Here is a 2,528-nt window from a genome sequence, read left to right on the forward strand (position 1 = left end):
CCGAGACGCCCATATCCTCGCCCGCGCCGCGCCAGGCCACCGCACGCACATAGGCATCGGTCCAGCCATTGGCCTTGAGCATGTCGTATTTGGCCTTTTCGATCTCCTCGACCGAATAGGGGATTTCCATGTCGAGCAGTTGCGCCGATTTGCGCAGGCGGGCCGAATGCTCTTCGCCTTTGAAAATCTTGCCGTTGTAACAACGCTCGCCTTCGAAGACGGAGGACGCGTAATGCAGCGCGTGAGTCAGGATGTGGACATTGGCGTCGCGCCACTCCACAAGCTGTCCATCCATCCAGATCTTGCCGTCACGATCGTCATACGAGCCCGACATCTTACTCTCCTTGCAGTCACGCCATTTTACGAATATTGCGCAACTTGCGTCCGAAGTGGACACTTTGTTGCGTCAAAACTGCTCTGCGGTAGCAGTTGAGTCTTGGATAGTCAACAAGGCTGACATAAAGTCACGCAAAAGAGAGGGACGATATGGCAGATAGCGGAAGCCCCGGGGGCGAGACACTTCTTTTTCTGACGGACGAGCAATTGCGCAAAGGCATCGAGGCGATGTTCTTCGCCTATCGCGCCTTTACCGCCGATCCTGACCGTCTGCTCGAAGAATACGGCTACGGGCGCGCACATCACCGCGCACTGCATTTCATCAACCGCCAGCCGGGGCTGACCGTGACGACGCTGCTCGCCGTTCTGGGCGTGACCAAGCAGTCGCTCAACCGGGTGCTGCGCACGCTGATCGAGGACGGGTTGGTGGAAAGCCGCGTCGGCACCCGCGACAAGCGCGAGCGGCGGTTGCATCTGACCGCCGAAGGCGAGACGCTGGAACGCGCGCTGTCGGAGGCGCAGCGGGGGCGGATGCGCTCTGCCTATCGCGCGGCGGGACCGCAGGCGGTGGCGGGCTTCCGGCAGGTTCTCGAGGCGATGATGGGCCCCGACTTGCACAAGCTCTATCAAATGATGAAAGACGATTGATGCCCTACTCGGCCGACCCTCATCTTCTTATCGTCGACGATGACGAGCGCATCCGGACGCTTCTGAAGAGCTTCCTGCAGCGTCACGGCTTTCTCGTCACTGCCGCGCGCGACGCGGCCCATGCGCGGTCGCTGCTGTCGGGGCTGGAATTCAGCCTGATCGTGATGGATGTGATGATGCCGGGCGAGGACGGGCTGTCGCTGACCCGCGATCTGCGCGCCAGATCGATCGCCACGCCGATCCTGCTGCTGACGGCGCGCGGCGAAACACGCGAGCGGATTGAGGGGCTGGAAGCGGGCGCCGACGACTATCTCGCGAAACCGTTCGAGCCGAAGGAACTGCTGCTGCGGATCAACGCGATCCTGCGCCGGGTGCCGCAGGAGACCGAGAGCGGTCCGAAATACCTCTCGCTGGGGCCCCTGAAATACGATCAGGAGCGGGGCGAGCTGTGGGATGGCGATGCGCTGGTGAAGCTGACCGCGACCGAGGTGCAGCTGATGCGCATCTTCGCGACTCATGCGGGCGACGTGGTCAGCCGCACGGAACTGATCGAGGAACTGGGCCGCGAGCGCGGCAGTGGCGAGGAAGGCGGCGGCGATCGGGCGGTCGATGTTCAGATCACGCGCCTGCGCCGCAAGATCGAGCGCGACCCCCGCGAGCCGCGTTATCTGCAGACGGTGCGCGGACTGGGCTACCTGCTCGCGCCCGACTGAATGGAAGGACGGCGGATACTACATGTTGAGGGGCCACCATACGGGGTGCGATAGGCGCCGCGTGGGGCCCGCTCATCTTCAAAAATGCGAATTTGTTATATGTTTTTAAGGCCACGAATCGCTTTTCTCCAATAGGGAGCAGTATTTGTGCGTCGAGCTTCTCGCGCGGCCCCCTTCGCCGATGCGCATGGCCATTGACCTTGGGTGATCTGTTGCAAGAGCGACATTTAACTGCCCCTCAACACAAATTCAGGCGAATGTGTTCTGGACTGACAAATTCGTGATTGGTATGAGAGCGGCCATGTTTGGCGGCACCTCGCGACGTGCCCCGGCACGTCACTATCGGCCCCCTCGCGGGCCCGGGAAGGAGAGACAACGTGTCCCACGCAGATAATAACGCAGGCACCCGGAGGGATTTCCTCTACTACGCCACCGCCGGCACCGGCGCGGTGGTGACCGGCGCAGCCGTCTGGCCGCTGGTGAACCAGATGAATGCCTCGGCCGACGTCAAGGCGCTCTCGTCGATCTATGTCGACATCTCGGGCGTCGAGACCGGCACGCAGCTCACGGTGAAATGGCGCGGCAAGCCGGTCTTCATCCGCCGCCGCACCGAGGAAGAGATCGAACTGGGGCGTGAAGTGCCGCTCTCCGATCTGGTCGATACCTCTGCCGAGAACGCGAACAAGCCGGGCGCCGAAGCGACCGACGAGAACCGCACCCTCGACGAGGCAGGCGAATGGCTGGTGATGATCGGCGTGTGCACCCACCTGGGCTGCGTGCCGATCGGCAACGGCTCCGGGGACTACCACGGCTGGTTCTGCCCCTGCCACG

Annotated in this window: 4 protein-coding genes; 3 read left to right on the forward strand and 1 reads right to left on the reverse strand. The window is 62.5% G+C overall.

Annotation, left to right across the window (positions count from 1 at the left end):
• Positions 1-334, reverse strand: a 334-nt coding sequence (locus tag B3D39_RS11440) for an aminotransferase class IV (RefSeq protein ID WP_286789702.1), incomplete at its 3' end; no start/stop codon positions are given.
• Positions 335-486: 152 nt separating this feature from the next.
• On the opposite strand from B3D39_RS11440, the gene B3D39_RS11445 reads away from it, so the two are divergent.
• The 3 genes from B3D39_RS11445 to petA form a co-directional block, all read left to right on the forward strand.
• Positions 487-984 (forward strand): MarR family winged helix-turn-helix transcriptional regulator, encoded by a 498-nt coding sequence (locus B3D39_RS11445; RefSeq protein ID WP_075775697.1) that lies wholly within the window; start codon positions 487-489, stop codon positions 982-984.
• Positions 984-1,697, forward strand: coding sequence for a response regulator (locus B3D39_RS11450; protein ID WP_083078165.1), 714 nt, complete (start codon positions 984-986; stop codon positions 1,695-1,697). The genes B3D39_RS11445 and B3D39_RS11450 overlap by 1 nt, the downstream gene beginning before the upstream one ends.
• A 377-nt stretch (positions 1,698-2,074) precedes the next feature.
• A partial coding sequence (gene petA, locus B3D39_RS11455; protein WP_286789703.1) for a ubiquinol-cytochrome c reductase iron-sulfur subunit occupies positions 2,075-2,528 on the forward strand: 454 nt, incomplete at its 3' end.

Source organism: Thioclava sp. UBA3469 (assembly GCF_002378135.1).
GTDB classification, from domain to species: Bacteria; Pseudomonadota; Alphaproteobacteria; order Rhodobacterales; family Rhodobacteraceae; genus Thioclava; species Thioclava sediminum.